The organism is Candidatus Pelagibacter communis, assembly GCF_012932795.1.
Taxonomy (GTDB): domain Bacteria; phylum Pseudomonadota; class Alphaproteobacteria; order Pelagibacterales; family Pelagibacteraceae; genus Pelagibacter; species Pelagibacter ubique_S.
On record NZ_LANA01000001.1, the window covers coordinates 299,237 to 325,607 of the forward strand.

The following is a 26,371-nucleotide window of genomic DNA, read 5'->3' on the forward strand; positions in this document are numbered from 1 at the left end:
GATTGGAATTTTTTAATCAAATATTATTTGATAAGTTAAATTAGTACCTAAAAATAAAGCTTATTTACTGGCGGAGAGAGTGGGATTCGAACCCACGGTACCTTTGACAGTACACACACTTTCCAAGCGTGCGCCTTAAACCGCTCGGCCATCTCTCCTGTAATATTTATTTGAATTAAAGTATACTGTTATAATAATTAAATGATGTTTAAAAGTTTATTCAATAAGATTTCTATAATAATTCCTTTAATAGTTTCTATAATTTTGGTGTCTTCGCTCTGGAAACTAATTCAATTTCAATACCATAATCCAACTGAAATAATTGGTTATTATAGCATATTTCAACATAGTCACTGGAACGACAATATTAGGTATATTATTTTTATTACCATTCCATTGGCTACTTTTTTCATAACGCTCCTATTAAAAAAAAAATTAAATTTTCAAGAAATAAAAGATAGCTTTATTCTTAACAAAAAAATTAGAAATAATGACAATATATCCCTTTTTTATTTATTCTTATTATTATCCTTGTTAATCATTTTCTTTCTATCGGCAGAATTTAACACAAATAAGCTTGATTTATTTCACGAAGGACAAGCTTTAATGGGTGGATTAAATTATGAATTAAAAAATCAACTTTGGTCAGGTTCTTTTTTAGTGACAAGTTTATTTGTTGATGTCTTAAGTGCTAAAATATCTTGGTCATTTTTTGATTTTCAGACTATAGGCTCTTACAGGGTATACATCTCATTTATCACTCAAGTGAGTGCTTTTATAATATTTATTTTTTTATTTTATTTTTGCAGTCGATTTCATTTAAACAAAAATTCTAAAACTTTAATATTTTTATTCTTATCTATTTTTTGTTTTTATTTAGTAAAAAACTACACTTTGGGGTACAGAGAAATACCTATATTTATTTATTTAATATTTTTAATGAAAATATTAGACACAAAAAAAATTTCAATCTTAGATACAATTGTTTTAGGTACATTACCATTATTTGCTATTCTTTGGAGTTTAGACAGGGGTATTTTCTTAATTGCTTCTTACCTACCACTATTTATTCTATTGGCTATTAATGATCATCTCAAAAAAATATTGAGTATACTTTTTATTATAATATCTACATTCATAATATTTTTTTTTATAATTGGATCTACTGAGTTTAACAATTTTATTATAAACTCTATAAATATACTAACATCATCAGATTTATTGAATGGTATAATACATCCAACACCATTTTCTAATGAACAAGGTTCGTCTAGAGCTACAAAAAGTTTATTAATAATTATTTTAAATGGCTTTATTACAATCAATATTTTTTTTAACAAAAAAATTAATTTTGATAAAAACCATAAATTATTTATAATACTTTTTTATATATTCAGCCTAATATATTATAAAGTGGGTCTTACTCGTTCTGATGGTGGTCATATAAAGCAGGGTTCTAGCTTCAACTTAATACTTTTAATTTATTTTTTTTCTTTTTATTTTTTTAATTTTCTAGAAAAAAAATTTTTTTATAATAAAATAAAAAATATTTATTTTGTTATAACTTATTTTTTAATATTCATAATATTTACTTTTAAAAATATTCCTAATAATTTTTTTAATAATATTTACGAATTTAATGAACGCCTTAATAAGTATATTGCTGAGAGTGATTATAAATATTTGCAAGATGAAGAAATTGAATTAATTAACTTACTTAAAATTCTCACTAAAGATGAAGATTGTTTTCAAGTATTTTCATATGAAACAGCAATTCAATATTTCCTGAAAAAAAAAACTTGCACTAAATTTTTTCATATAATGAACTTAGGCAATAAAAGTAATCAATTAAATTTTATTGATCAATTGAATATAACTCAGCCTAAATATTTATTATCTGGAGGAACATACCAAAATATTGGAAATATGAAGGGTCATGATAATTTTGAATTAACTCCAAAAGATAGATTTCCTTATATAAATCAATATATTTTTCATAATTACAGTATTTATAACGAAATAGGAGCCTGGAAAATCTTAATTATCAAATAATTAAATTATTTTTTAAACAAACCCATAAATTTGTTTTTTCTTCTACTAAAATTTTTCTTTTGTCTGTCCCAAAATCTTTTAACAATATTCCTCTGTTTGTCTCTTTTTGCAATTATGGGAAAAAATTCTAAATGATCATATGTCCTATTTCCTTGATTATCTATTGCCCACTCTGACTCGTATGCAGATAGTAATTTTGATTCAGCTTTTTTTACTATTATAGACAAAACACTCTGTGAATGACGATGTTGGATAAACTCAGGTATGGATTTATGTAAGAATTTTTCCTCATCATCATCAATTAAATCAAATCTATTTTTAGTAATTTCATAATGTTCGTTCATTATTTCCAGTGATCTTTTACATTTTTTGACAAAAAATGATCCACCCCACACCTGTGGGCTTCTTATTATTGGGTCGTCATTTTTTAACCCAAAAAATTTTATTAGATCTGATTTTGTATATTCGTATTCCATATAGTTCGGGTAGCTAAAATTATTATTTTCCTCAAGATTCTTGTATTGAAATCCCAAGAAACCAGTTGGCTCTTCTTTTAACATTTCTATATATTCTAATAATCTTTTTTTTCCATTAAGATTAAAATGACACCCAACATCACACCAATGATATATATCTCCATCATTTAGTTGTGCCAAAACTTTTTTATGAAAATAAGTTTGCCAAACCCAATACCCATAACCTTTTATTTTTCCTATTTCTAATAATGATTTAACATATTTTTTAAAATCATCGTTTAAATCACTTTGTTCAAAAAGAAAAATTTTGTCATAAATTTTCATATTTTCAGCTTGTTCTTTAAATCTTTTTGCAGATCTTTTTAAATCAGAACTATAAAATGTGGATAAATAAATCTTCATTAGAAATTAGGCTTTATTTAAATATTTTTAAATCAACTTTATGAACAATTTTTTTTAAAAACTTTGCTGGATTTCCTGCTACAACTTCATTTTTTTTAACATCCTTTGTAACTACGGCTCCGGCTCCTATATAGGCCCCTTCTTCAATTTTTATCTTTGGCATTACGGTTGCATTCATTCCAATAGTTACAAAATCTGAAATATAGGTATTTCCACCTATTACTGCTCCTGGCATTATATGTACCCCGTTACCAACTTCACAATGATGTTCTAGTATTGAGCCTGTATTTAAAATTGAATAATCTCCCACAGTTGATCCTGTTTGAACAACTGAATTTGGGAAAAGTTGTATTCCTTTTCCTAATAATTTTTTATTATCAAAATAGGCATTTTTACTAATTATATCTAATGGTTTAATTTTTTTTTTTTCTAATTCTTTAGATATAAAGTATCTAGCCATTCCAAGCTCATTACCAATGCATACAACAAAATGATAAGAGTTTTTAAAAAAAAATTTTAAATCAATTTTTTTATTTGAAAATTTAGCATTTGATTTAAATTGAGTTTTCAACAAATTTGGATCGAACACATATTTAACCACAAGTGAAGTGGTGTCAGCTAAAATCTTATCTTTTTCAATAAGATCATGTATAATTCCAGCTTTAAATTTACCACCCCAAAAAAGAATATTTTTACTCATTTCATATAATTATAAAGATAATTTGATTATATCAAATATATATATATTTATTAATCTATTTATTTTATGAAAAATATTTTGGTTTTAGGCTCTGAGGGTTTTCTTGGCTCCGTTCTGGTGCCCTATCTGTTAAAAACTGGTAACAATATCATTGGAGTAGATAAATGTTTTTTTGGAAAAAATAATACTAAATCAAATAAATTTAAGCTGCATCAAATAGATTATAAAAACATGTCCAAAGAATTTTTTTTTGGTTTTGACGTTATTATTGATTTAATAAATATTTCAAACGATCCTGCATCTGAACTTAATAGAAAATTTACAAATATTACTAATTATTCAAATAAAATTAATCTCTATAACAAAATTAAATCAAGTAAAAAACTTCAACGATACATCTATATGTCTTCTTGTTCTGTCTATGGTAATAATCAAAACTTAATTACAGAAAAATCTAAACCGAAACCGATATCTTTATATTCAAAACTTTGTTTAAAGTATGAAAAATTTTTAAAATTAAAAAAAAAAATACCTTTCACAATTTTAAGACTGGGTACTTTGTACGGATGGTCAGAAAGAATGCGATATGACATAGCTATTAATAAGATTATAAGAGATATGTTGTTTTTAAAAAAGATAGAAATTCTTGGTGGCACACAGGTTAGATTTTTTTGTCACAATGAATTTGCTTGTACTGCAATTAATAAAATCATTGCTGAAAATAAAAAAAAAACTCTTAACAAAGTTTTTAATATAGGAAATTTTAATACAAATATTATTTTATTAACTAAAAAAATATTAAAAATTACTAAGTATAAAGATGTAAATGTTTACCATGAAAAAAATACTATAGATAAAAGATCTTACAAAGTTTCAATAAATTCATCTAAACAGTTTTTAAAAAGAAATTCAAATTTCGATAAATTAACTAATAAATCAATTCTTGATACTTTTAATAAAATCAAAAAAGATAAAAAACCATTTGCTAAAAAAAAAATTACTTTAACAGTATATAAAGAATTTTTAAAAAAAAATAGAATATGATTCCATTCTATAAACACAACCTAAATAATAAAAAAAATTATCTCAAGCAAACTCTAAACAGCTCATATTTAACTTCAGGACCTGTATGTGAAAGAGTAGAGAAGCTTCTTTGTAAAAAATTTAATAAAAAATTTTCTTTTTTAACAAATTCATGGACCAATGGTCTAATAAGCATTTTATTATCTGTTAAATTAAAACCAACAGATGAAGTAATAATACCTGCCTGCACATTTGTTGCTTGTGCAAATGTTGTGGAAATGGTCGGAGCTAAAGTGATACTAGCGGATATTGATGAAAAAACAAAATTGTTAGATGTTAAAGATTGTTTAAAAAAGATAACTAAGAATACTAAAGTAATAATGCCTGTACATTTATATGGTAACTTATTTGATACTAAAAATTTAAAAAATAAAATTAGAAAAAATATTATAATAATAGAGGATTGTGCTCATTCTTTTTGTGGTGAATATAATAATAAAGTAATGGGTACATTTGCAGATTTTGCAGTTTTTTCATTCTATGCAACAAAAAGCATTACTTGTGGGGAAGGTGGAGCAATAATTACAAACCATAAAAAATATGCTGACATTATAAGATCTGTGTCCAATAATGGAATGACAAAACCTGCATTTAAAAGGTTTGTGAATAACAAGTATATTCCATGGGATGTATATAATTTTGGATTTAAAGCAAATTTAAGCGATATCAATGCTAGTATTTTAGAAGACCAAGTATCAAGTTACTCAAAGATTGCTATCCTAAAAAAAAAATTATTTAAAAAATATAGATACAATTTGAATAATATTAAAGAAGTTTCTTTACCAAGTGAAAATAAAAATAAAAATAGAGATTATTACTTATTCCCTATAGGTGTTGACAAAAAATATAGAAACAAACTTATTGAGCATCTATTAAAAAATAAAATTTTTGTCACAGTTAACTTTAGATCAATCAGTGAATTACATTATTACAAAAAAAAATATAAAAACACTAAGTGTCCTAGAAGTGAAAAATGGGGTAAGGAAACAATTAGTCTTCCCTTTCATGTAAAAATAACTGAAAAAGAAATTAAAAAAGTCTGTGAACAAATAAAAAGTTTTTTTCTGAAGAACTAATTTTTAAAATCTATAAAAGTCCAAGGCCAATTGATAAAATTGGAATATTTTTTAAACCAAAACGATAGGTATCTTTCAGCTAAATAAGCATATAATCGTTGTGTATCATATCCATTTAAATTCTCGAAACCAAAAATTTTTTCACATTTAAAGAGCCATTCAAATAGATCTGTAAACCATTTATTAATTATTAATGGTTTGGCAATAAACATTATATGTGGATTATATTCACAATTAGTATTTACATAATTTTTAAATTCATCCCTGTCATTATCATTCATAACTTCAATTGCTTTACTTAAATTTCCATAACCATGATGCATATCAAAATGAAATTTGATCGTTTGTTTTTTGTCATTAAAAAAAATTTTAGGATTTCTAATTAATGACCTAAAGCCTCTTTTTATCATTTTTATTTTTTTTACTTTATTTATCTTAATTGAGTCACAAATTATTGCATTATAGCCACTCCATTCATCTTGCACTTCATCAAGTAGATTTTCACTGAAATTAACTTTATCAATTTTATCTTTTAAAAAATTTTTCTTTAACCAGTACCTTCTTTTTTGACAGAAACCTATCCAATCATTACTCTCTACATTAAGTAAATTTTTCCAATACCAGTAGTGAAACGTTAATTCAGAATAATATTTTTCTTTAGAAAAAATATTATTCCTATTATTACTTAAGATATAATTTTCTGGAGGATTTTCTTTTCCTACCCATCCAATATTATATTTTGTATTATCTAAAAAATTTATAACTTTGTCAGTAACACAATAAATTTTTAAATTTGACATATAGGTTTTAATTTAAACTATTTTTAACAATAAAATTGAATATAATAACAATACTTGATGAAAAATAAATTATTAAAGAAAATCTGTGGAATTTTTGGATATCGACTATTAGATAAAAAAACATTCAAAAATAATAGAATTATAGCCCAAAACTCAAGTTTAAAAATAAAAAATTTATTAGAATTTTATTTTAGTAGAAATAAAATAAACAATATTGTTCAGGTAGGAGCTAATGATGGTTTATCTTTTGATGAACTCAATTATTTTATAAAGAAGTATAAAACTAAGAGTTTACTTGTTGAGCCTATATTGGAAAATTTCGAAAAATTAAAAAAAAATTATATAGACAATGAATTTGTTACTTTTGAAAATTCTGCAATTTCAGTAAATAATGAAATATCATATTTATACAAAGTTGATCCAAAATATCTTCACAAATATGATAATCATATACCTGCCATACCATCATTTAATTTAAAACATTTGACAGATCATGGTGTTAAAAAAAGTCATACAATAAAAGATGCTGTCAATTCAATTTCAATTAAGGAGCTTTTTGATAAATATGAAATTAAAAAGTTGGATCTTTTTTATTTAGATGCAGAAGGATATGATGGAAAAATTGTTTACGACTTTCTATCAAAATTTGAGATTAGGCCACTAATTATTTTTGAGTACGTGCATATAGAAAATGTTTTATTAGAAAAAATAACTGTCAAACTAACCAAAAATAAATATTTATATTTTCAAATAGAGGAAAATCTTTTTTGTTTGCCAGAAGAGAAATATTTATAAAATAAATTTTTTAAATTTCATTTGGTTATCTTTTATATATTTAGGAAAACTTTTATCTAAAGTAATTTTTTCATATTTATGATTTCTCCCAAAAAGATCTATACGACTATCTATCTTTTCTCTAATATTTTTTATAGATGTATATTCATCTTTGTTGAATTCTGTATGTGCAAATGATTTTAATTTTAATGAGATTTGTTCTGGTTCCATCACATTATTGAAGTGCCAACCTCCATCATTAAAAATTTTAATGCTTTTTTCTTTATCTATTCTAAAAAAATAATATGTTAAGTTTTTTTTTTTTATTTTTTGTCTCATGAAATCTATTGACTTTAAATATTTCTTTTTTGTCACTCTTGTACCTTCCCAGGGACTTTCAAAAGAATTGAATAAATTAAATTTATAATTAAAGCACTTTTGTAAAAATATTCCGTATTTTTTTTTTAAATCAAAATCTTTTAATAAATTTGGATTTGGAATTTCATCTGGATCAGAAAAAAATATATAATCATCATTATTAGCAAAACCTAAATTTTTTAATAAAAATTCTCTTTGTAATGCTTGATTTTGCCACGGACTATTATTTTCAGGAAATGGCTCGTCCATTACTAGATAAATTATCTTATTTTTTATAAAACTTTTTTCTTGTTTAAAATTTAATTTTTTTTGTCTTCCTTTGTGATCATATCTGGACTCGCAGATCACAAAATAATCCACATATTCATTTAGAATATTATACCTTAAATTAAAAATAAAATTTTCCTCAAAAAAAGTAATACAATCTATTATTTTATTTTTCATTTTAACCAATCATCTAATATTTTCGTATTCCGAAATGTATCATTTATACTTAAACCCGGAAAATCTGGCTTATTTTTGTTTTTTATAATTGAATTTGATACGGCTTCTATTTCACAAGTGTAAATATTATTTATCGATTTAATCTTAATTTTTTCGCTTTTTTCAGACTTTATTATAACGATTGCTTCTTCAGGTGTCCATGTATGTGGGATAATGATATTTCCTTCACTGCCTATAATTTCAGTTATCTGTCCTAAGTCTTCCTCAAAAGATGCTTTCATTTTTGCTACGAATCCACTTTCAAAGTGAAGATCAGCTGAAGAGTGAATATCTACTCCCGAACTTATAAATTTTTTTTTTATATTTTTGATTTTTGTCTTTGCTAGATTATTTTTAATTTCTAATGATCCAATTAATAAGCTAAATGATATTAAATAACATCCTAAATCTAGTATCACACCACCACCTAATTGTTTATTAAACAATCTATTATCTTGTTTAATTTTTTTTTTTCTTTTAAAACCAAACAAATTTTTTTTACTCATTATGTTAATTCCAAAATTGGTGTTCATTGATAAAGGTTTTCCTATTCTTCCTTCTTTGATCATTTCTATAACCTTTAATGTTTGTGGATGATAAACATACATAAATGCTTCTGAAAAAAATGTATTAATAATTTTTTTTTTAATACTTTCAATTTCAAAAAAATTTAGTACAGCTGGTTTTTCTACTAAAATATTTTTTTTATACTCTATACACTTAAGTATCCATTTAAAATGTAAAGAGTTAGGTAATGAGATATAAACAATATCGATATCTTCAGATTTAATTAGGTCTTCATAACTGTTAAAACAAAAATGATTTTCTATATCAAATTTATCTTTAAAATGTTGAACTTTATTCTTATCACTACTTGCAATTGCTACTAATTTTGCTTTTTTTGAAAACTTAAATGCATCAGCAAACTTTGAAGCCATTATTCCTAAACCAATAATTCCCCAATTAACCTGTTTCAATTCTTATTCCTTATTAATTTTTAAAACACCAATAAATGCTTCTTGAGGAATTTCCACTTTTCCAAATTGTTTTCCTCGTGCTTTTCCTTTTTTTTGTTTATCTAATAGTTTTCTTTTTCTATCTCTTGCACCACCACCATGAATTTTAGTCAATACATCTTTTTTAAAACCCTTGATAGTTTCTCTTGCTATAATTTTGCCACCAATCGCAGCTTGCACAGGTATCATAAAGTTGTGTCTAGGAATTAAATCTCTTAATTTTTCACATACTTCTCTTCCAACTATTTGTGCAAAATCTTTGTGTACCATCATTGACAAAGCGTCGACTGGCTCTGCATTTACAAGTATACCTAGTTTTACTAATTCTCCCTCTCTGTGATCTATGATTTCATAATCAAAGCTTGCATAGCCACTTGTCATTGATTTTAATCTATCATTAAAATCAAACACTACCTCATTTAATGGAATTTCATAACTTAAGACCGCTCTATTTCCAGAATAACTTAGATTAGTTTGAACTCCTCTTTTATCTTGGCAAACCTTTATAATGGGTCCAAGATACTCATCTGGAGTAATGATTGTCGCTTTAATCCATGGTTCTTCAATGTAATTAATTAATGTAGGTTCAGGTAAGCTTGAAGGGTTTTGCAATTCTATTACTTCACCTTTATTCATGTGAACCTTATAAACTACGCCTGGTGTTGTAGTTAATAGATTAATGTCAAATTCTCTCTCCAATCTTTCTGTGATGATTTCCAAATGTAGCAGACCTAAAAATCCACATCTAAAACCTAGCCCTAAAGCTGAAGAAGACTCTGCTTCATATGAAAAACTAGCATCGTTTAATTGTAATTTTCCAAGACCATCTTTTAATTTTTGATACTCAGAGCTATCAACTGGAAATAATCCACAAAAAACCACTGGTTTACTTGGTTTAAAACCTGGCAACGCTTCTTCAGGTGGCTTACTCGCGTCACAAATGGTATCTCCAACTTTTGTTTCTGATAATACTTTTATCCCTGTTGTTATAAAACCAATTTCTCCAGCATTTAACTCATTAATGTCATTAGCTTTAGGTGTAAATACGCCTACTTTTTCAACAATATACTCTTGGTTAGTAGACATCATTTTTATCTTCATATTTTTAGAAATTTTTCCATCAATAACTCTAACTAAAATAACCACCCCTAGATAAGTGTCATACCAACTATCGACTAATAAACATCTTAAATTAGCATCTTTCTCACCTTCTGGAGATGGTAATGAAACAATAATTTGTTCCAAAATATCTTCAATGCCTTCACCTGTTTTACCAGAGCAAGGAATGGCATTTTCTGTATCAATACCAATCACATCTTCTATTTGTTTTTTTGTTTTTTCTAAGTCTGAGGCAGGTAAATCAACCTTATTTAATACTGGGACTATCTCATGATTAATATCCAATGCCTGGTAAACATTTGCTAATGTTTGAGCTTCAACACCTTGTGTACTATCAACTATTAAAATTGATCCTTCACATGCATATAAAGATCTGCTAACCTCATAACTAAAATCTACATGCCCTGGGGTATCGATAATATTTAAAATGTATTTCTTTCCATCTTTAGCTTTATAATTAAGCTTTACCGTTTGGGCCTTAATTGTTATTCCTCTTTCACGCTCAATATCCATAGAATCCAAAACTTGCGCTTTCATTTCTCTTTCAGTAAGTCCACCACAGCTATGAATTATTCTATCTGCAATAGTTGATTTGCCATGATCTATGTGCGCAATAATTGCAAAGTTTCTGATGTGATCAATTTTTGACATGACTATGATCTAATCTTTGCGTCTGTTTTTGATTCTACAGTTGAAATAATAAGCTGATTTATTTTATTTAAATCTTCTTCATTTAATGTTTTTTCTAAAGATTGAATTGTAACATTTAATGCAATTGATTTTTTACTATTATCAATATTCTCACCCTCATAAACATCAAAAACTTTAACAGACTTTATTAATTCTTTATCTACATTCCTAATTATCTCTATCAATTCTTGAGCTTTAAAATTTTTATCTAAAACAAAAGCAAAATCTCTCTCTGATTTTTGGAAGTCAGAATATTTATATTGAGTTTTCTGATTTTTTAATGATTTTTTTTGCTGTTTTATATTGTCTAAAAATATTTCAAACCCTACTAACGCTTCAACTTTAATATCTAATTTTTTTAATATAGTTGGATGGATATCACCGAAAAAAGCTACTACTTTTTCTTTACTTTTGTTTAGAAATATTCTTCCAGATTTACCAGGATGATAATAATTTGGTGTTTCATCATCTATATATAATTTATCTTTGTTGTAACCAGCCTCAACTAAGCTTTGAATAACATCCCTTTTTACATCAAAAACATCCACTAGTCTTCCTTGCTCTACCCAACTCTGTCTTGACAGTTTTCCAGTTCTCAATCCACTTACTATTGTTTGTTGTTCACCTGGTTTAGACCCTGAAAAAGTTGGACCTATTTCAAATATTGATAAATCTTTAAATCCTCTAAATAAATTCTTATTTATATTAATAATTAAATTTGAAAAAATAGAACTTCTCAATACATTTAAATCTGCACTTATGGGATTAATTATCTTAATTTCTTTATTGTTTTCAATAAATAATTTATTAACCTTACTATCAGTAAAAGACCATGTAATCGCTTCCAAATATCCTTTTGATGCAATAGCCCTCTGTAAAAAATGAAATAATTTTTGGGTTTTGTTTAAGGTATCTTTGTTTCTAACTTTCTCAGGTTCGATCATCTTAATTTGGTCGTAACCTTTAATTCTCACTAGTTCTTCAACAATATCTATCTCTTGTAAGATATCAGGTCGCCACGTTGGGACTGTTAATAGTAATAATTTTTTTTGTTTTTTTATTCCAAAACCTAAATTAGTTAGTATTTTGATTATTTCTTTTTGATCAATTTGAAAACCTGTCATTTTTTCAAATAATTGTATGTCAAATTTTACAAAGCTTTTTTTTATATTTTCTATTTTTTTAATATCAAATTTGCTAATTTCCCCTCCACAAATTTTTTTAATTAATTCAGCAGCTCTCTGAAGTCCTTGTTCTATTGAAAGTGGATCTATTCCTCTTTCAAACCTAAACTTAGCATCTGTGTCTATATTTAAAATTTTAGCCGTTTTTCTAATTGATCTTGGATTAAAATAGGCTGACTCAATTAATACATTTTTTGTATCTAGTTCAGTTCCAGATCTAGTTCCTCCAATTATTCCTCCCAAGCCTAATACTCCAGAAGCATCTGCAATAACACACATACCGTCTTCAAGATTATAATCTTTTTCGTCTAAAGCTTTAAATTTTTCACCTTTTTTAGAATTTCTAACAAGTATTCCTTTATCTATTTTATCAACATCATAAACGTGCAATGGTCTATTTAAATCAATCATTACATAATTTGTAATATCGACTATTGCAGAGATGGGTTTTTGACCTAATGACATTATCTTTTTCTTAAGCCAGTCTGGACTTTCAGTATTTTTTACTCCGGTAATTAAACAACTTCCAAAAGAATTACATCCTTGGTTTTTTTCTTTAATTATTTTTATACTGACTTTTTGTTTATTTTTTTGAATTAACTTCTCTGTTTTTAGTTTTTTTAATGTACCAGAACCTGCTGTTGCTAAATCTCTAGCTATTCCTCTAACTCCCAAACAATCTGCTCTATTTGGTGTAATAGATATGTCAATTACGTTTACACTATTTTTAGGTAAATAATTTTCACCTATCTTTTTTTCATATTTTTTTGAAGAAAGCTCTATAATACCATTACTTTCATTTGATAATTTGAGCTCAGCCTCTGAACAAAGCATACCATACGACATTACACCTCTTATTTTGCTTGCTACTAATTTAATTTGACTCTTAGGTACAACAGCGCCTGGAGGTGCATAAATTGTCAGTAATCCTTCTTTTGCGTTAGGTGCACCACAAACAACTTTCACAGGATTATCTGATCCAATATCTACGTCACAAACTTTAAGCCTGTCTGCATCAGGATGCTTTTCAGCCTTTAAAATTTGAGCAATTATGAAGTTATCTAGTTCACTTGGTTGGCTGTAAACATCTTCTACTTCCAAACCAACATCTGTAAGTTTTTTAATAATTTGATTTTCATTGAGCTTGGTATCTAGATGTTCTTTTAACCAATTTGTTGTAATCTTCATCTACTCAGACCCCTATAATTTGTAGGCACATCTATAGGGTCAAAGCCAAAGTGGTTTAACCACCTGTAATCACAATCAAAAAATGCTCTTAAATCATTTATACCATACTTGAGCATTGCTAATCTATCTATACCTATCCCAAATGCATAGCCTTGGAATTTATCAGGATTAACTTTTACATTTTTTAAAACGTTTGGATGAACCATTCCACAACCTAGAATTTCAAGCCATTTATCTCCTTCACCAATAACTATTTTTCCATCTTTAATTTCATATCCAATATCTACCTCGGCAGACGGTTCAGTGAAAGGAAAGTGGCTTGGTCTAAATCTCATTTTAATTTTATCAACCTCAAAAAACTCTTTAATAAAATAATTTAAACAGCCTTTAAGGTGACCCATGTTTATATCTTTATCAATATGTAGTCCCTCAACTTGGTGGAACATGGGAGTATGAGTTTGATCACTATCTGATCGATATGTTCTGCCTGGTGCAATGATTTTAAAAGGAGGTTTGTCATTAAGCATAGTTCTTATTTGAACTGGAGAAGTATGTGTTCTTAATAATAATTCTTTTTTTTCATCTAGATAAAATGTATCATGCATATCTCTTGCAGGATGGTTGTCAGGCGTATTTAATGCTGTAAAATTATTATATTCATTTTCGATATCGGGTCCTTCTTTAACACTAAATCCAATTTCTGAAAAAATTGAAGAGATTTCGTCTATGACTTGAGACACTGGATGAATTTTTCCTTGAACAAAAGGTCTCTCAGGTAAAGTTATATCTATTTTTTCTTTTTCTAATTTTTGATTAATTTCTTTTGTTTCAATATCATTAATTTTTGAAGTTATTAAATTTTGAAGCTCGTCTTTTACTGAATTTAAATCTGATGCGAATTTCTTTCTTTCTTGTTCTGCTACTTTTCCAAGTTGTTTAAATTTAGAGCTAATTACTCCATTTTTTCCAAATAGATCTGTCTTAATTTGATTAACTTGATTTGAGTCTAAATTTTCTTTTAACTTTAAAAGAAATTCATCTTTTATTTTTTTAATATCAGACATATAGAGAGATTATTTCTTCACCGAAGAAAAACAATAGTGAAGATTAATTTAATGCTGATTGAGCTTTTTCTACGATCGTTTTAAAGGCTTCTGGGCTGTCGTATGCTATTTCAGCTAATATTTTTCTATCTAGCTTAATTCCACACTTTGTTAAGCCATTAATAAATTTTGAGTATGTTAACCCTTCAGATCTAACACCGGCATTAATTCTCTGTATCCATAATGATTTAAACTCTCTTTTTTTTGTTCTACGATCTCTGTAAGCATACTGCATAGCTTTTTCCATAGCTTGCTTTGCAACTCTTATCGTATTTTTTCTTCTGCCCCATTGTCCTTTGACAGCTTTTAAAACCTTTTTATGTTTAGCATGACTGGTTACACCTCTTTTTACTCTTGCCATTTTATCCTCTTAAACTGTAAGGCATGTATGATTTAACTATTTTGCCATCTTGTTTTGACATTGTAGTCGTGCCTCTTAATTTTCTGATTTGTGAATTTGTTCTTTTAATCATCCCATGTCTCTTTCCAGCTTGAGCCATCATGACTTTGCCTGTAGCTGAGATCTTGAATCTTTTTTTTGCTGAACTTTTAGTTTTTAATTTTGGCATATTTCTGCGGTCTTATACAAATATTGCGATAGATTTACAACCTCTATTAAGCCTTATAAAGGCTGAATAACCATAATCATTTGCTTACCATCAAACTTTGGGTGCAACTCTACTTTACCAATATCTTGCATATCAGCTTTTATTTTATCCATTAACTCTCTACCTAAATGAGAATGCTGTAGCTCTCTACCTTTGAATCTTATTGTAAATTTTACTTTATCACCTTTTCCAATAAATTTTTTAGCATTTTTAACTTTAAAATCATAATCATGTGCTTCTGTAACTGGTCTCATTTTTATTTCTTTTAATAAAACAATTTTTTGTTTTTTTTTTGCAACATTTGCTTTCTTTTGGGCATCATACTTAAATTTTCCCATATCAATAATTTTACATACTGGTGGTTTAGCATTTGGAGCTATCTCTATTAAATCTAGGCCTTGCTCTTTAGCCATTGATATGGCTTCATTAGTATTTATTATTCCTATATTATCACCATCACTTCCTATAACCTGAACTTCTGGTGCTGTAATCCTATTATTAGATTTGGGCCCTCTATCCTTTGTTCTTCTTTGAAAGTAATTTTGTTTAAAATCTGGCACTTAGTTTGAGGATGCTTTGTTTAAAGCTGAGAATTTTTTTAAAAATAATTTTAAATCCATATTTTCTTGTTTGTTAGTATCTAATCTTCTAATCGTTACTGAGTTACTGTCAACTTCTTTTTTACCACAAATCAACAAAAGTGGTATTTTAGATATAGAATGTTCTCTAATTTTATAATTTAAATTATGGTCTTTTAAATCTACTACAGAGCTAATCCCTGCGTGATTAATTTTTTCGTTAACTTCTTTTGCATAAGTATTAAATTCCTCAGAAATAGGAATTACAACTACTTGTAAAGGAGTAATCCAAAATGGAAATTTTCCTGCATAGTTTTCTATTAGTATTCCTATAAATCTTTCTAGTGAACCAAACAATGCTCTATGAAGCATTACAGGAATTTTTTTTGATCCATCGTTGTCAACAAAAGATGCATCTAGCCTTCCTGGCAAATTTAGATCTACCTGTAAAGTTCCACACTGCCAATCTCTACCGATAGCATCTCTTAAAACAAATTCAATTTTTGGACCATAGAAGGCTCCTTCACCTTTATTAATTGAATATTCAAGTTTTGATGCTTTAACAGCATCTAATAAAGCTTTTTCCGCCTTATCCCAAACGCTATCATCACCAACTCTTAGATCTGGTCTATCTGAATATTTCAATATTACATTTTCAAAACCAAGGTCTTTATAGATATCTAAAATTAAATTTGTGACAATTAAACACTCTTCAGTTATTTGGTCTTCTGTACAAAAAATATGTGCATCATCTTGGGTGAAGGCCCTAACTCTTAGTAAGCCATGTAGCGCTCCTGAAGGTTCATATCTATGAACTTTTCCAAATTCTGAAATTCTTAAAGGAAGATCTCGATAACTTTTTAAGCCTTGATTAAATACTTGGATATGACCTGGGCAGTTCATTGGTTTAATTGCAAATATTTTTTCATCTGGTGTTTCTGACGTGTACATATGTTCGCCATATTTTTCCCAATGGCCAGACTTCTCCCATAGAGCTCTATCTAAAATTTCAGGGGTATTTACTTCTTTATAGCCAGCTTTGTCTTGTCTGCCCCTCATGTAAGCTATTAACTTTTGAAATAGTTTCCAGCCTTTTTCATGCCAAAAAACAGATCCTGGACTTTCTTCTCTAAAATGAAATAAATCCATTTCTTTTCCAAGTTTTCTATGATCTCTTTTTTCAGCTTCTTCTATTTTTTTTAAATATTCATCTAAATCTTTTTGTGAAGCCCAACTTGTTCCATAAATTCTCTGCAACATTTCATTATTAGAGTTACCTCTCCAATAAGCTCCTGAAACTTTTGTTAATTTAAAATATTTTCCAACTTTTCCTGTTGATAATAGATGTGGTCCTCTGCACAAATCATGCCAATCTCCATGAAAATATATAGATACATCTTCCCCTTGAGGAATACTTTCAATAATTTCTGCTTTATATATTTCTCCTTTTTTTTTAAAGTGCGATATTGCTTTATTCCTACTCCAGACCTCCCTTGTAGTTGGAACATCTCGATCAACAATTTCTTTCATTTTATTTTCAATTTTATTCAAGTCTTCCTCTGTGAAAGGTTCTTTTCTTGAAAAATCATAATAAAATCCATTTTCTATAATTGGACCGATAGTAACTTGAGTCCCTGGAAAAAGTTCTTGTACAGCCATTGCAGTTATATGTGCAGTGTCATGACGAATAGTCTCTAAGCCTTCTTTATCCTTAGAAGTGAAGATCTTAATGTAGCAATCTTTATCTATGACATAACTTAAATCTTTAAGCTCCTCATTAACACTAATAATTACAGCTTGTTTTGATAATGATTTACTAATCTTTTCTGCTACCTCTAGTCCTGTTACCTTTTTGGGAAAATCAATACTTTTTCCATCTGGTAGTGTAATTAATGGCATTTAATTTAATAATTTTTTATACTCTGAATATGTAGAAAAACACATTTTTTCAACATTAAATTTTTTAATTACATTTTTTCTACCTTCAATGCCAATTAATTTCAATCTAGATTCATCTAAATTTAAAACTTCTATAATTTTTTTACTCAAAGACTGGGCATTATTTGACTCAAACAAAAAACCAGATACATTATTTCTTATTGTTTCATTAGAACCTCCAATATCGCTTGCAATTATAGGTTTTTCCATAGATTGCGCCTCGATTGCAACTCTTCCAAATGCTTCTGGTTCTATTGATGCAGAAACAACTAAACTTGAAACTTTATATGCTAAAGGCATATTTTTACAATGTTCCACGAATTTTATCTGAGGTATTAGCCTGTATTGCTCAGCTAATCTTTTTATCTTTTTACTATAAACATCTCTACCTTGGTCACTTCCCAAAATAACAGCATTATAAGTTTGATGCCCTAGGTTTTTATTAACAAGATTTAAGGCTTCAATAAATAATTCTTGGCCTTTCCACGCAGTTAATCGACCAGGCATTAAAATTAACTTTTTATCTCTCGTTACACCCCAATTTGAAAGAAGCTCATTCTCTTCAGTTTCAATTGTTGTTGATGGGTCAAAATAATCAACATTAATTCCTCTAAATATTACTAAAAATTTCTTTTTTAAATTCAAATAATTAGAATAGTTATTTTTAATGTGAGAAAAAATAAAGTTTGACCCTGCTATTATTAAATTAGACCTGACCATTATAGAATTATAGAATTTTTTAATTGGGTTTTTAAAATTATATGTTCCATGAAAAGTGGTAACAAATTTTCTTCTTGTAAATTTTGTTGCAATTAAACATGCCCAGGCAGGAGCTCGACTTCTCGCATGAACAATAGAAATATTACAAAATAATATAATAAAAATTAAAGCTATTGTATTAAAAAGTATTAAAATTAGATTCTTGCTTTGAACTGGGAGCTTAATTAATTTTACTTTTTTATGATCAACAAATTTTGTTAGTTCTCCTCCACTAGTGACAATGTAAGAGGAACAATTATTTTCTGGCAAATAATGAGCAAGATCATAGCAGCCTGTTTCTGCACCACCATAACCAAGTTTGGGAATTACCTGCATAACTTTTAATTTTGATGACATTTAATACAAGTTATATATTAAGAATTAAATGTAATAAACTTATATGAATAAATTTAAATACCTCAAAATCTCAAAAAATAAGCAAATAAGATATTTATGTAATAATTATAAAGAAAAAACTTACATCATCTTTTTACATGGTTTTATGTCAAATATAGAAGGTGAAAAACCTAAAGCTATTTTTAAGTACGCCAAAAAAAATAATTTTGGCTTTCTTGCTCCTGAATACTCAGGTCATGGAAAGTCTACAGGTACATTTATAAAAGGAAATATTAGCAAATGGTCTGAAGAAGTTAAAATAACAATCAAAAAAGTGGTTAAAAAAAATAAATTTATACTAGTAGGTTCAAGCATGGGGGCATGGTTATCACTTAATCAATTTAAGTATTTTAAAGAACAAATTATAGGGTTTTTAGGAATTGGTTCAGCACCTGAATTTTTAGAGAATTTGATGTGGAAAAAGTTTACAAAAAAGATGAAAAATGAAACCATTAAAAAAGGAATCTATAACTTAAAACATGGTGATTATGAGTATCCAATCACCTACCAATTAATAAAAGATGGTAGAAAAAATAAAATCTTAAATAAAAAAATTAAATCCTGTATCAGTGTGACTTTAATTCATGGAGGCAAAGATGAGGTTGTTCCAACAAGTTATTCCAGAAAAATTCTCAGATTATTTACTAAAGCTAATAAAAAATTAATAATAATAAAAAATGGTGATCACAGTTTATCAAACAAACACGGCTTAAAAAGAATACTCTTAGAGTTAAATAAAATTACTTCTAATATAGTTTAATCCTTCGATATAACTTGGAAATTTTAAATTGTAATTAAAATGACTTTTCATCTTTTTGTTACTAACTTTCTTGGACTCATTATAAAAATTTTTTAGCATCTCACTTTTAATTTGATCAACTTCAATTTTTTCAATATTTTTAATATTTAACATTTTTGCTCCAAATAAAGCAACATCTTCAGATGGAGAAGGTTTATCATCAGATAGATTGTATATTTCTCCTGATTTAAATTTTGATAAAGATCTAAATAATATGTTTGAAATATCATCCACATGAATTCTAGAAAAATAATGATTTTTTTTATTGATCAATTTCACTTCTCCTGATTTTAATCGTATTAAAATATTTTTTTCATTAGAATAAATTCCAGATAACCTAAATATCTGAACTGGTATTTTGTTATTTTTTTCTAAAGAGACCCATGCATTTTCAGCTTTTAATCTTGCAGTACCATTATTTGAGGTTGGGTTTGTTTTGCTATTTTCATTAACCCATTTTCCCTTATGATCGCCATAAACGCTAGTAGCAGATAAGTAGGTTATCCATTTTACTTTGGAACTTTTTATAAATGTAGAAAAATTTTTTACAACTAAGTCTTCTTGATTTTGTGGTGGAATAGAAACTAAAATATGATCTGCTTCTTTTAACTTTATAATTAACTTTTTATCAAATTCATTACTATTAAATAAGTAGTTATTATAACTAATATTGTTAAAGTTTTTTTTTGAAGACTCACTCCTTGACGTAACTGACAAGTTAATATTATATTGTTCAATACTAAGCTTCTTTATAAAATTTTTTGCTACTTCGCCAAAACCAAAACAAAAAATATTTATTTCCTCCATTTTAACTAACTTCTTTTATAATTGATTTTAAACTTATTGGGTTTTTTAGTTTATCAATCATTTCTTTTGGACAAACTTGAATAAAATTAGAAATCTCTTTATCAAAATTTTCTATTATTTTTTTAGAAAAATCTGAATTTGTCTCCTGCTGATGCTCTTGAACTAATTTTTTTAAATATGCTATCCAATAATCTGTTTGGGGTGTTTGCCATACTACAGTCTCTGGATTTACTTTTTTTTCAAATTTCTTATTTATATCATAAATAAATGCCATTCCACCTGTCATCCCGGCTCCAAAATTGTCTCCTACATCACCCAAAACTATAACTGTACCACCAGTCATATATTCACAAGCATTAGAGTCACAGCCTTCAATAACCGAAATTGATCCTGAATTTCTTACAGCATACCTTTCTCCAGCTTGACCTGCTGCAAAAAGTTTTCCAGATGTTGCTCCATACAAAACCGTATTCCCTATTATAGTATTCTCATGTGAAACTAAATTACTTTCATCTGGAAGTTTAACTACCACTGTTGCTCCTGACAAACCTTTGCCAACATAATCGTTAGCGTCACCTTTTAGAATAAGTTTTAAACCTTTGATTCCGAATGCTCCAAATGATTGCCCTGCTGATCCTTTGAATTTTAAAGATAAAAATCCATCTTCTAATTTTTCAGATCCATATTTTTCATAAAGATGATTAGAAATTCTTGTACCAACAGTTCTATGAGTATTTTTAATAATATATTCTTTTTTAATAATTTTTACTTTTCCAATTTGCTCTTTAATTTCAGGTAAAATTTCTTGATCTAAAGTATCTGGAACAGAATTTATTTCTGGAACTGTGCAGTACCTTGTATTTTCTCCAGCATCTGTTTGAACAAACAAAGGATTTAGATCTAGATCATCTAAATTTGGTGATGCTTTACTTACCTGCCTTAATAAATCAGTTCTACCAATTATTTCATTCAGTGATTTAAAGCCTATAAGTGCTAAAATTTCTCTTACTTCCTCAGCTATGAATCTAAACAAGTTAACTACTTTTTCTGGTGTGCCAGAAAATTTTTCTCTTAATTTTTCATCTTGAGTACAAACTCCAACTGGACATGTATTTGAATGACACTGTCTAACCATAATGCATCCCATAGCTACTAAAGCCGTAGTTGCTACCCCATATTCTTCTGCTCCCATCATGGCTGCAATAACAACATCTCTTCCTGTCTTAATTCCACCATCTGTTCTTAGGGTAACCTTATGTCTTAAGTTATTTAAAGTTAAAACTTGATTAGCCTCAGTCAAACCCATCTCCCAAGGTATCCCAACATATTTAACACTTGTTTGTGGTGTTGCTCCTGTTCCTCCATTATGTCCAGAAATTAAAATTATATCTGCTTTAGCTTTGGCTACACCAGCAGCAATTGTGCCTATGCCAGATGATGCTACTAACTTTACTCCAACTCTAGCTTTTGGGTTTGCTTGTTTAAGGTCATAAATTAATTGTGCTAAATCCTCTATAGAATAAATATCATGATGGGGCGGAGGAGATATCAAAGTTACACCCTGTGTTGAATGTCTTAGCTTAGCAATTTCTTCTGTAACCTTAAAACCTGGTAATTGGCCTCCTTCTCCTGGTTTTGCCCCTTGTGCTATTTTAATTTCTATTTCGTTGCAGTTATTTAGATATTTAAGAGTTACTCCAAATCTTGCTGAAGCTATTTGCTTAACTCTAGAATTGGCACTGTCTCCATTTTCCATTTTTATAAATCTTTTTTCATCTTCACCCCCTTCACCACTACACGAAGCTCCTTTAATTCTATTCATTCCTATAGCTAAAGTTTCATGTGCTTCTTTCGATAATGCACCATGAGACATGCTTCCACTTCCAAATCTTGTTAAAATATTTTCAATTGGCTCTACCTCTAAAATATCTATAGATGGGTTTAAATTTCTATCTCTAAATCCAATCAAATCTCTAAGATGAATAGGTGGAAGATCATAAATACCTTCTGCATATTTTTTATAAGCTTCAAAAGAATTTGATGAAACTGCACTTTGTAAAAGATGAATAAGCTTACCTTGATATTGATGTGTTTCACCGTTTTTTCTATACCTATAAATTCCCCCAATTGGTAAAACTGTATCCACACCTTCAAATGCTTCTTTGTGAATAGTTCTTAGTTTTTTTTCTATTCCGTTTAAACCTATGCCTGAGATTTTTGATAAAATTCCTGGAAAATACTCTGATGCTACCGTTCTACTCAAACCAACTGTTTCAAAATTACATCCACCTCTATATGAGCTTATGACTGAAATTCCCATTTTTGACATTATTTTTAGAAGCCCATGATTTACTGATTGAATATATCTTTCTATACATTCATCGTACCCAAACTTTCCAAATAATTTTTTTTCAAACCTTTGATATAAACTATCCAGTGCTAAATAAGGATTAACAGTTGTAGCCCCAACACCTATAAGTGTTGCAAATGAATGTGTGTCTAATGCTTCACCAGTTTGAACATTGATTGATGCATAACCTCTTAATTTTTTTTTAATAAGATAAGTATTTATTGCACCAACACTTAATAACATTGGAATAGGTAGTCTTTTTTCAGAAATATTTTTATCACTTAAGACTAATTGAGTAAGACCTTGTCTAACTGCAATTTCAGACTCTTTTCTAATTCTCTCAATAGATGCTTCAAGATTTTCACTTTTATCAAAAGTACAGTCAATAGTTATCGATTTTTGGCCAAAGAAATTAATAAATTTTTCTAATTGAGAATTTGATAATATAGGGCTGTCTAAAACGTATATGTTTTCCTCTGTTAAATTAGTAAAATCTAAAATATTTCCTAGATTACCAAAACGAGTTTTTAAACTCATAACCTTGTTTTCTCTTAAAGAGTCAATTGGTGGATTTGTGACTTGACTAAAATTTTGTCTAAAAAAATGGTAAAGCGGCCTATAACGATCAGACAATACTGCAAGTGGAGTGTCATCACCCATAGAACCAATGGCCTCTTTTGCTTCCTCTGCCATAGGGTGAAGAATAAGCTCCAAATCCTCTAAACTATAACCAAATGTATGTTGTCTTTTTTTTAGTTCGTCCCCTGAAAAAGTAGATTTTTCATTTCTTATTGGAAATTTCTTTTCCAAATCTATTATTTGATTATTAAAATGTTTAAATTCTTTTGCTAGATAATCTTTAATTTCAACATTAGAAAATACTTTACCTTTTGCTATTCTTACTCCAAGAATTTCTCCAGGTCCCAACCTGCCTTTTTTAATAATTTGTTTCTCATCAATTTCAACCATTCCTGTTTCTGATCCTGCACACAATATTTTATCTTTTGAAATAGTGTATCTCATTGGGCGTAACCCATTTCTATCAGCAGCTACTATAGCCCATTCATTGTCAGTAGCAGCTATTGCAGCTGGCCCATCCCATGGCTCCATTGTACTATTCAAAAAATTAAATAGTTGTTGATGATCTTTTGATAATGTTTGACTTTTTTTAGACCACGCATCTGGAATTAACATTAGTTTTGCAAGAGGTGCTGATTGGCCAGAAATATTTAAAAGTTCAAAAACACTATCTAGTGCAGCAGAGTCTGATGATCCAGGTTGTATAACTGGTTTTAAATTTTCCATATTATCAAATAAAGGGCTGTCCATTTCTTGCTCATGAACTTTCATCCAGTTTGTGTTTCCTTTATATGTATTTATTTCTCCATTATGGGCCAAAGCCCTAAAAGGTTGTGCCAAATCCCAGCTTGGTGCTGTGTTTGTTGAAAACCTTTGATGAAATATTGCAAATCTAGATATAAATCTCTCATCCTTTAAATCTAAATAAAAATCTGCAATAGACTCTGCTAAAAACATTCCTTTATAAATAATTGACTTAGAACTTAGTGAACAAATATAAAAACCTTCTATCGCATCTTTAATAGCTTCTTTTTCAATTTTTCTTCTAGATTCATAAATTTTTCTTTCCAGTTCTTTTTCTGTTAAATCTTTATTATTGTGTTTGAATAGTACTTGAGTGATTTCTGGTCTCGTAAAATTTGCTTTTTCACCTAAAACTTTTGGATTTACTGGAACCTGTCTCCATCCATAAATACTAAAATTACTTTTTGTTAATTCACTTTCAACTAAAGTCCTTGCATTTTCTTGTGCTTGATAATTATTCCTTGGTAAAAAAATCATCCCTACACAAATCTCTGAATCATCATGGTCGTGACCTGTGAGTTCTATTTTTTCAGCAAAAAAATCTGAAGGAATTTCTAAATGTATTCCAGCTCCATCACCTGTTTTTCCATCTGCATCAACAGCTCCTCTATGCCAAACTGCTTTTAAGGCATCAATTCCATATTCAACTACTTTTCTTGATTTTTTTCCCTCTGTAGATGCAATTAACCCAACTCCACATGCATCATGTTCCATTTCTTTTGAATAAACATGACCTTCTTCAAGAATTTTAAGATTTTTTTTATAATTTTTCATTAAGCAACCTTCTCTTTACTGAGTTCTTTGATCTCTAAAAAATTTTTTATTGATGTTGCTACGTCTCTTCCATCTTTAATGGCCCAGACAACTAAAGATGCGCCTCTAATAATGTCCCCTGCTGCAAAGACACCTGGTAAATTTGTCTCCATTGTATCAAAATTAGTTTTTAATGTTCCCCATTTGGTAACCTGTAAATCTTCACAGCCAAATAGTTTTGGTAAATTTTCTGGATCAAAGCCAAGAGCCTTAATTACTATATCTGCTTTGATATTAAAGTTAGAATCATTTTGAATTTCAGGTTTACGTCTACCACTATCATCAGGTTCACCAAGTTTAATTTTATCTACTATCAAACCTTCAACTTTATTTGTTCCAATAAATTTCTTAGGACTAGATAACCATACAAATTCTACTCCTTCTTCTTCTGCATTAGCTACTTCTCTAGCTGATCCAGGCATATTCTCTTTATCTCTTCTATATAGACACTTAACTGATTTTGCTTTTTGTCTGATTGAAGTTCTAACACAATCCATTGCGGTGTCACCACCTCCAATTACAACAATATTTTTTCCTTCTGCATTTAAAGTTCCATTATCAAATAACTCTACCTTATCTCCTAATCCTTTTTTGTTTGAAGCTGTTAAAAATTCCATGGCTGGAAAAATATTTCCTAAATCTTTTCCTGGTAGATCTATTTCTCGAGCTTTATAAACCCCAGTTGCAATTAAAAGAGCATCATGTTTTTTTCTTAACTGCTCTAATGTAGCATCTTTTCCAACTTCAAAATTTTGAACAAATTTAATTCCACCTTCTTCCAATAATTTAGTTCTTCTTTCTACGACAAATTTTTCCAACTTAAAATTTGGGATCCCATAAATCATTAGACCACCAGCTCTATCATATCGATCGTATACTGTGATTTGATACCCTAACTTACGTAGCTGTTCGGCAGCAGCCAGACCAGCTGGACCAGCTCCTATAATCCCAATACTTTGACTTTTTTCATTTTTTACTTTTATAGGGTTTACCCAGCCTTGTTCCCAGGCATTATCAGTAATATATTTTTCAACTGAACCTATGGTTACTGTTCCATGTCCTGATTGTTCGATTACACAATTTCCTTCACACAATCTATCTTGTGGACATATTCTTCCACATACTTCTGGCATGTTGTTAGTGCTTTGGGATAATTCATATGCTTCTTTCAATCTACCCTCTGCAGTTAATTTTAACCAATCTGGAATATTGTTACTTAAAGGACAATGTACCTGACAAAAAGGAACTCCACATTGTGAGCATCTGCTGGATTGTTCGCTTGCTTTAATGTTAATAAACTCCTTATAAATTTCGTTAAAATCTTCTTTTCTGTTGCCAACTTCTCTTTTAGGTGGAGTTTGTTGACCTATTTTAACAAATTTAAGCATTTTTTCTGACATATATATCCTCTAATAA

The 26,371-nt window shown here is 28.3% G+C and carries 21 protein-coding genes and 1 tRNA gene; 5 read left to right on the plus strand and 17 right to left on the minus strand.

Annotation, left to right across the window (positions count from 1 at the left end):
• Positions 1-68: 68 nt before the first annotated feature.
• Positions 69-158 (minus strand) — tRNA-Ser (locus VP91_RS01590).
• Between the two features lie 43 nt (positions 159-201).
• Between VP91_RS01590 and VP91_RS01595 the strand changes: the two genes are divergently transcribed.
• Positions 202-2,052, plus strand: coding sequence for a hypothetical protein (locus VP91_RS01595; protein WP_169035693.1), 1,851 nt, complete (start codon positions 202-204; stop codon positions 2,050-2,052).
• Between the two features lie 5 nt (positions 2,053-2,057).
• Here the strand turns inward: VP91_RS01595 and VP91_RS01600 are convergent, their stop codons facing one another.
• The gene (locus VP91_RS01600; RefSeq protein ID WP_169035694.1) at positions 2,058-2,930 is read right to left on the minus strand and encodes a hypothetical protein; all 873 of its coding nucleotides are present in this window, start codon (positions 2,928-2,930) and stop codon (positions 2,058-2,060) included.
• 13 nt (positions 2,931-2,943) lie between these two features.
• Positions 2,944-3,630: an acetyltransferase gene (locus VP91_RS01605; RefSeq protein WP_169035695.1), complete on the minus strand. Its 687-nt coding sequence runs from the start codon at positions 3,628-3,630 to the stop codon at positions 2,944-2,946.
• A gap of 66 nt (positions 3,631-3,696) precedes the next feature.
• Here VP91_RS01605 and VP91_RS01610 point away from each other — a divergent pair, with 66 nt between their 5' ends.
• Together VP91_RS01610 and VP91_RS01615 are read left to right on the plus strand one after the other, a co-directional pair.
• Positions 3,697-4,674, plus strand: a complete 978-nt coding sequence (locus VP91_RS01610) for an SDR family oxidoreductase (protein ID WP_169035696.1) — start codon at positions 3,697-3,699, stop codon at positions 4,672-4,674.
• Entirely contained in the window at positions 4,671-5,789 is a 1,119-nt protein-coding gene (locus VP91_RS01615) for a DegT/DnrJ/EryC1/StrS family aminotransferase (RefSeq protein WP_169035697.1), read from the plus strand. Before VP91_RS01610 ends, VP91_RS01615 begins: the two co-directional genes overlap by 4 nt.
• On the opposite strand, the gene VP91_RS01620 is transcribed toward VP91_RS01615, so the two are convergent.
• Entirely contained in the window at positions 5,786-6,589 is an 804-nt protein-coding gene (locus tag VP91_RS01620; RefSeq protein ID WP_169035698.1) for a DUF4422 domain-containing protein, read from the minus strand. The genes VP91_RS01615 and VP91_RS01620 overlap by 4 nt on opposite strands.
• Positions 6,590-6,646: 57 nt before the next feature.
• Between VP91_RS01620 and VP91_RS01625 the strand changes: the two genes are divergently transcribed.
• On the plus strand, positions 6,647-7,384 hold the full coding sequence (locus VP91_RS01625) for an FkbM family methyltransferase (protein WP_169035699.1): 738 nt from the start codon (positions 6,647-6,649) through the stop codon (positions 7,382-7,384).
• Here VP91_RS01625 and VP91_RS01630 read toward each other — a convergent pair.
• Genes VP91_RS01630 through VP91_RS01675 form a run of 10 tightly spaced genes read right to left on the minus strand, consistent with a single transcriptional unit; the run spans position 7,379 to position 18,764 of the window.
• Positions 7,379-8,185, minus strand: coding sequence for a glycosyl transferase family 17 (locus VP91_RS01630; RefSeq protein WP_169035700.1), 807 nt, complete (start codon positions 8,183-8,185; stop codon positions 7,379-7,381). The genes VP91_RS01625 and VP91_RS01630 overlap by 6 nt on opposite strands.
• A complete protein-coding gene (locus VP91_RS01635) occupies positions 8,182-9,201 on the minus strand; it encodes a Gfo/Idh/MocA family protein (RefSeq protein WP_169035701.1) in 1,020 nt (339 codons plus the stop codon). Before VP91_RS01635 ends, VP91_RS01630 begins: the two co-directional genes overlap by 4 nt.
• A 3-nt stretch (positions 9,202-9,204) precedes the next feature.
• On the minus strand, positions 9,205-11,010 hold the full coding sequence (gene lepA, locus VP91_RS01640) for a translation elongation factor 4 (RefSeq protein WP_169035702.1): 1,806 nt from the start codon (positions 11,008-11,010) through the stop codon (positions 9,205-9,207).
• A gap of 2 nt (positions 11,011-11,012) precedes the next feature.
• Positions 11,013-13,421, minus strand: coding sequence for a phenylalanine--tRNA ligase subunit beta (gene pheT, locus VP91_RS01645; protein WP_169035703.1), 2,409 nt, complete (start codon positions 13,419-13,421; stop codon positions 11,013-11,015).
• Positions 13,418-14,485, minus strand: coding sequence for a phenylalanine--tRNA ligase subunit alpha (gene pheS / locus VP91_RS01650; protein ID WP_169035704.1), 1,068 nt, complete (start codon positions 14,483-14,485; stop codon positions 13,418-13,420). The genes pheT and pheS overlap by 4 nt, the downstream gene beginning before the upstream one ends.
• 43 nt (positions 14,486-14,528) lie before the next feature.
• Positions 14,529-14,885 (minus strand): 50S ribosomal protein L20, encoded by a 357-nt coding sequence (rplT, locus tag VP91_RS01655; protein WP_169035705.1) that lies wholly within the window; start codon positions 14,883-14,885, stop codon positions 14,529-14,531.
• A gap of 1 nt (position 14,886) precedes the next feature.
• Complete coding sequence (gene rpmI, locus VP91_RS01660; RefSeq protein ID WP_168606837.1) at positions 14,887-15,093, minus strand: 50S ribosomal protein L35; 207 nt, start codon at positions 15,091-15,093, stop codon at positions 14,887-14,889.
• Positions 15,094-15,146: 53 nt separating this feature from the next.
• Positions 15,147-15,692: a translation initiation factor IF-3 gene (gene infC, locus VP91_RS01665; protein ID WP_169035706.1), complete on the minus strand. Its 546-nt coding sequence runs from the start codon at positions 15,690-15,692 to the stop codon at positions 15,147-15,149.
• Positions 15,693-17,609 (minus strand): threonine--tRNA ligase, encoded by a 1,917-nt coding sequence (gene thrS, locus VP91_RS01670; RefSeq protein ID WP_169035707.1) that lies wholly within the window; start codon positions 17,607-17,609, stop codon positions 15,693-15,695. It abuts the gene before it with no gap.
• A complete protein-coding gene (locus tag VP91_RS01675) occupies positions 17,610-18,764 on the minus strand; it encodes a glycosyltransferase family 4 protein (protein ID WP_169035708.1) in 1,155 nt (384 codons plus the stop codon).
• 43 nt (positions 18,765-18,807) lie between these two features.
• Here VP91_RS01675 and VP91_RS01680 point away from each other — a divergent pair, with 43 nt between their 5' ends.
• Entirely contained in the window at positions 18,808-19,563 is a 756-nt protein-coding gene (locus tag VP91_RS01680) for an alpha/beta hydrolase (RefSeq protein WP_169035709.1), read from the plus strand.
• Here VP91_RS01680 and VP91_RS01685 read toward each other — a convergent pair.
• The 3 genes from VP91_RS01685 to VP91_RS01695 are packed head-to-tail and all read right to left on the minus strand — an operon-like array spanning position 19,534 to position 26,355.
• Complete coding sequence (locus VP91_RS01685) at positions 19,534-20,409, minus strand: NAD-dependent epimerase/dehydratase family protein (protein ID WP_169035710.1); 876 nt, start codon at positions 20,407-20,409, stop codon at positions 19,534-19,536. The two genes, VP91_RS01680 and VP91_RS01685, sit on opposite strands and share 30 nt — an antisense overlap.
• Before the next feature lies 1 nt (position 20,410).
• Positions 20,411-24,916, minus strand: a complete 4,506-nt coding sequence (gene gltB / locus VP91_RS01690) for a glutamate synthase large subunit (protein ID WP_169035711.1) — start codon at positions 24,914-24,916, stop codon at positions 20,411-20,413.
• Complete coding sequence (locus VP91_RS01695; protein ID WP_169035712.1) at positions 24,916-26,355, minus strand: NAD(P)-dependent oxidoreductase; 1,440 nt, start codon at positions 26,353-26,355, stop codon at positions 24,916-24,918. Before VP91_RS01695 ends, gltB begins: the two co-directional genes overlap by 1 nt.
• Between the last annotated feature and the right edge of the window lie 16 nt (positions 26,356-26,371).